General features: G+C 64.1%; 4 protein-coding genes. 1 reads left to right on the top strand and 3 read right to left on the bottom strand.

The features are described 5' to 3' along the window. Nucleotides 1-128: 128 nt before the first annotated feature. Nucleotides 129-1,550 (bottom strand): M28 family peptidase, encoded by a 1,422-nt coding sequence (locus ACVOL0_RS20080; protein WP_481550583.1) that lies wholly within the window; start codon nucleotides 1,548-1,550, stop codon nucleotides 129-131. A 253-nt stretch (nucleotides 1,551-1,803) separates the two neighbouring features. On the opposite strand from ACVOL0_RS20080, the gene ACVOL0_RS20075 reads away from it, so the two are divergent. Then, the gene (locus ACVOL0_RS20075) at nucleotides 1,804-2,784 is read left to right on the top strand and encodes a hypothetical protein (protein ID WP_481550582.1); all 981 of its coding nucleotides are present in this window, start codon (nucleotides 1,804-1,806) and stop codon (nucleotides 2,782-2,784) included. A gap of 58 nt (nucleotides 2,785-2,842) precedes the next feature. Here ACVOL0_RS20075 and mscL read toward each other — a convergent pair whose 3' ends face one another. Then, nucleotides 2,843-3,259, bottom strand: coding sequence for a large-conductance mechanosensitive channel protein MscL (gene mscL, locus ACVOL0_RS20070; RefSeq protein WP_481550581.1), 417 nt, complete (start codon nucleotides 3,257-3,259; stop codon nucleotides 2,843-2,845). A gap of 58 nt (nucleotides 3,260-3,317) precedes the next feature. Beyond that, complete coding sequence (locus tag ACVOL0_RS20065) at nucleotides 3,318-4,022, bottom strand: fumarylacetoacetate hydrolase family protein (RefSeq protein ID WP_481550580.1); 705 nt, start codon at nucleotides 4,020-4,022, stop codon at nucleotides 3,318-3,320. Between the last annotated feature and the right edge of the window lie 228 nt (nucleotides 4,023-4,250).

Here is a 4,250-nt window from a genome sequence, read left to right as displayed (position 1 = left end):
GCCGCCCCCTCGTCCCTGGCGACCCGCCGCCCCTGGGCCCCGGGCGCCCGTCCCCGCCCCCCCACTACAGAAAGCCGAAACGAGAAAGGCGCCGTTAGGAGCCTTTCTCGTTTCGACCTAAGAAGAAATCACTCGCGCGGTGGCACCACATCCTTGGCTTCGCTGCCGAAGCTGCCTTCAGACTCCGCTGCCAGATAGGCAAACACGGTGTACGCCGCCACATTCTGCGCCAGCGCCTTCGGGTCGATCTTGTCGAGGGTGTCATCCGGGGTGTGGTGCAGGTCGAAATAATCGGTCCCATCCTGCGCCAGCCATGCCCAGGCGCCGCCCTTGGCTGCCAGTGGTCCGACATCCGGGCCGGGGCCGCCTTCGTTGGCGCGGTACTCGATACCCAACGGTGCCAGCGCTTCACCGATCTGACGGGTGGCTTCACGCGATTCCGCCGGATTGCCCGAGCCGGTGTTGAAGGCATAGATGCGGCCGGCGCCGAAGTCGCTCTCGGCGGCGATGTGCTGCTGCACGATCTCGCCTGCGGCTACGCGCGCGGCAGCGTAGGCTTTGCCACCGTGCAGACCCTGCTCTTCATTGGCGAAGGCGATCACGCGGATGGTGCGCTTGGGCGCCTGCTTGAGCTGGCCGATCAGATGGCCTGCGGCCATGGTGATGCCGATACCTGCGCCGTCATCAATGGCGCCGGTGCCCAGATCCCAGGAGTCCAGGTGACCGCCGATCACCACCACTTCCTTGGGCAGGCTGCGGCCGGTGATTTCGCCGATCACGTTCTGCGAGGTGTAGCTGCCATCCCAGCCGCAATCCAGCGCCATGCGGATGCGGGTCGCACCGCGCGCGACCAGCCGGTTGAGCTGGTCGGCATCTGGGCCGGAGAGTGCGGCCGACGGCACCGGGGTCAGGCCTTCGTCAAAGCGGGTGATGCCGGTATGCGGCATGCGATGCGAGTCGGTGCCCGCCGAGCGCATGATGAAGCCGACCGCGCCCTTGCGGATTGCTTCGGACGGGCCACGGCTGCGCACGCTGCCGCCGATGCCGTAGTCGGCCCCGTCGCGTTTGCGGGTCATGGTGAAGTCGACGTAGGCGATTTTGCCGGTCAAGGAACCTGCCGGTGCCGCCTTCAGCGCATCAAGGCCTTCAAAACGTACGATTTCGGCTTCCACTGTGCCGGCCGGGCTGCCGCCCAGCGCGGTGATGGTCAGTGGCTGCGGATGCGCGCCCAGCACCGAGGCGTGCTCGCTGCGGCGTTCCCACTTCGGAAAGGTGACCGGCTCGGTCCAGACCTTGTCGAAGCCCAGTTCCTTGAACTTGGCCTTGGCCCATTCCACAGCGCGTGCATCGGCCTCACTGCCAGCCATGCGCGGACCTACTTCCGTGGTCAGCGATTCAACGACCTGCCAGCCGGTATTGTCGGCCAGGGCCTGTGCGCGCAGTTCGGCGGCCTTGGTCAGTGCCTGCTGCGGGATATGGGTGGGCGCTGCGTTGGCAGCAGCCGAGGTGCACAGCAGCAGGAGCGCAAGGGAAAGAGCACGGCGACGCATAGTCAATTCCAAGGTGATTTGTCGAGTCAGGGTAACAGTGAGTGAGCGTAGGGGAATGTGCCGGTTGGGATGTGTGGAAGTCTTGGTGTTGGATAGGTGGTTCTCCATCTGGCTGCCTTTGCATACATCCGCTAGGCCGTATGAGCGGCTAAAACGATGACAATCAGCCAGGGAGTTCTCTTGTATTGCGATGCAGCATCGCAGGCGAGCCTGTGCAGCCCCACCGCGTTGGTGGATTGCTCAGGAACAGGTGATGACATTGCGACACAGGACGGCAGGGACGTTGTTGATGCTGGTGCTGCCAGTACTTGGATTGGCACAGGCGCGCTCCATGGACGACGTGCGCTTCACCGGGCCGTTGCTTACTCCCGGTCCGGCAGCCATGCCGCAGGGCGAATTTTTTGCCCAACCGTACTGGATCTACAACCGCAGCAGTGGCGTGTACGACGATCAAGGCGATCGCCATGCGCTGGATGGACACGACAGCAGTCAGCTGCTGAGCCTGTTGCTCAGCGGAGGCATCATCGATCACCTGACCGGTGAGTTGGTGCTCAATGGCAGCCGCTCGGCGCAGGGCGGGCAGCACAGCGACGGTTATCGCGTGGCTGATAGCGCGGCGCGCTTGCGTTACCAGTTGCGCGCTGGTGATGCATTGACTGGTGATATGACCTTGGCCGCGATGCTGAGCCAATCGCTGGCGACCGGGCGGCATGACCGCCTGGGAGAGAACACACTCAACGGGCAGGGCAGTGGCGTCTATCGCACTGGCCTGTCATTTCTGGGGCAGCAGGTACTGTGGATGCCGAACGGCCGACCGCTGCGTTGGCGCTGGCAGACCACCTGGAGTCCGTCGCCGGGCAGCGTTTCGGTGGTCGGGCGCAGCGTCTATGGCACCGAGCGGAGTTTCCGCGGCACCCTCGACGCGGGCGCGGCAATCAGTGGCGCGCTGGGGCTGGAATACAGCATCAATCGCAATTGGGTATTGGCGCTGGACCTGACCGCCAGCACGCAGGCGGGCAGCGTACTGGATGGCAGCGTTGCCGATGCATCCGGGCAGCGGACGACGCTGCATCAGACTGGTTCACGCAGCCGCGCGTTCAGTGCCGCGCCTGCTGTTGAATACATCGTCAACGACCAGATCGGTGTGCTGTTCGGTGTACAGGCATCGTTGCCGGGCGGGCGCAACAGCGCTTCCCAGGTCAGCCCGCAGGTGTCGATGACGATGGCGTTCTGATCGCTGCAAACGACAACGGCCGGAGATCCCGGCCGTTGTCGACAGGTCAGCCGATTGCTCAGTGCTTGTTGAGGCTGTCGCGGATTTCGCGCAACAGCAGCACTTCTTCAGTCGGCTCCGGCGCAGCGGCCGGTGCTTCTTCCTTCTTGCGTGACAGGCGGTTCACCACCTTGACCAGCATGAAGATCGCGAAAGCGACGATGACGAACTGGATCAGCGTATTGATGAAGTCGCCATAGCCCAGCACCACGGCCGGGATTTCCTTGCCGTCTGCGCCCATCTTGGCTGGTGCCAGCGTCCAGGCCAGGCTGGAGAAATCGACATTGCCGACCAGTATGCCAATTGGCGGCATGATCACCTTGTCCACCAAGGAGGTGACGATTTTGCCGAATGCGCCGCCGATCACGACACCGACCGCCAGGTCGATGACGTTGCCGCGCATCGCAAATTCCTTGAATTCGCTGATCATTCCCATGTATTTCTCCTAGCTATGCATGAAAGGGAGCTGGCGCAGACTACTCCAGTAAATGTCATCAGGCGATCAAGCCGTCCCGTTGTGCGATTTCTCCCAGGCGTGCACTGAAGCGGTCGCCGGGCTGGAGTGCGGCGACACCGGCCGGGGTACCCATGAAGATCAGGTCGCCGGCGCGCAACGCGTAGAGCTTGGAGAGCTCGTGCAGGATGTCCGCAACGTTCCAGATCATCTGGTCTAGGGTGGATTTCTGACGAAGCTCGCCATTGATTTCCAGCGACAGCTCCAGCGTTGCCACATCGCCGACCTCCGAGGCCAGCACCAAGGTACTGACAGGCGCGGAGTGGTCGAACCCCTTTGCAATATCCCAGGGCCCGCCCTTGGCCTTGGCGGCGGCCTGCAGGTCGCGGCGGGTCAGGTCCAGGCCAACACCATAGGCCAGCACCAGCTCCATTGCTTGATCGACGGCGAGCACGCCGGCTGGCGCATCCTTGCCCAGTGCCACTACCAGCTCCACTTCGTGGTGCAGGTCGGAGGTAGCAGACGGATACGGGACCGTGGCGTCGCCGACCACGATGGCATCGGCCGGCTTCATGAAGAACATCGGCTGGCCGCGTTCGCTGGCCGAGGCCGGCGCGGCAGCGCCCATCTCGCGGGCGTGATCAGCAAAGTTGCGGCCCACGCAATAGATGCGGTGCACCGGGAAGGTGCCGCCACCGGCAACCGGGATGCGGGGCTGGGGCAGGGCGGGGATCAGGTCAGTCATGGTTGCGTCCAGGTGAAACGACGCAAAAGTCTAGCGGACGCAGGCATCTGTGTAGAGCGTAGGCACGCTGCGTGCGAAGGCCAATTTGTGGGAGCGGCGTGAGCCGCGAAGCAGATGGTCGATCAGATTGCAGCTATGCCGGTAGTCTCAGTGGTGTCGGCTTGGGGGGGGTGCGCGCGCCCCCCCCCCGGGGGGGGCGGGTAGGGGGTTGGCCCGCATGGGGGGGGC

Source organism: Stenotrophomonas sp. STEN021 (assembly GCF_056760175.1).
This window is presented reverse-complemented; position numbering and strand designations above follow the sequence as displayed.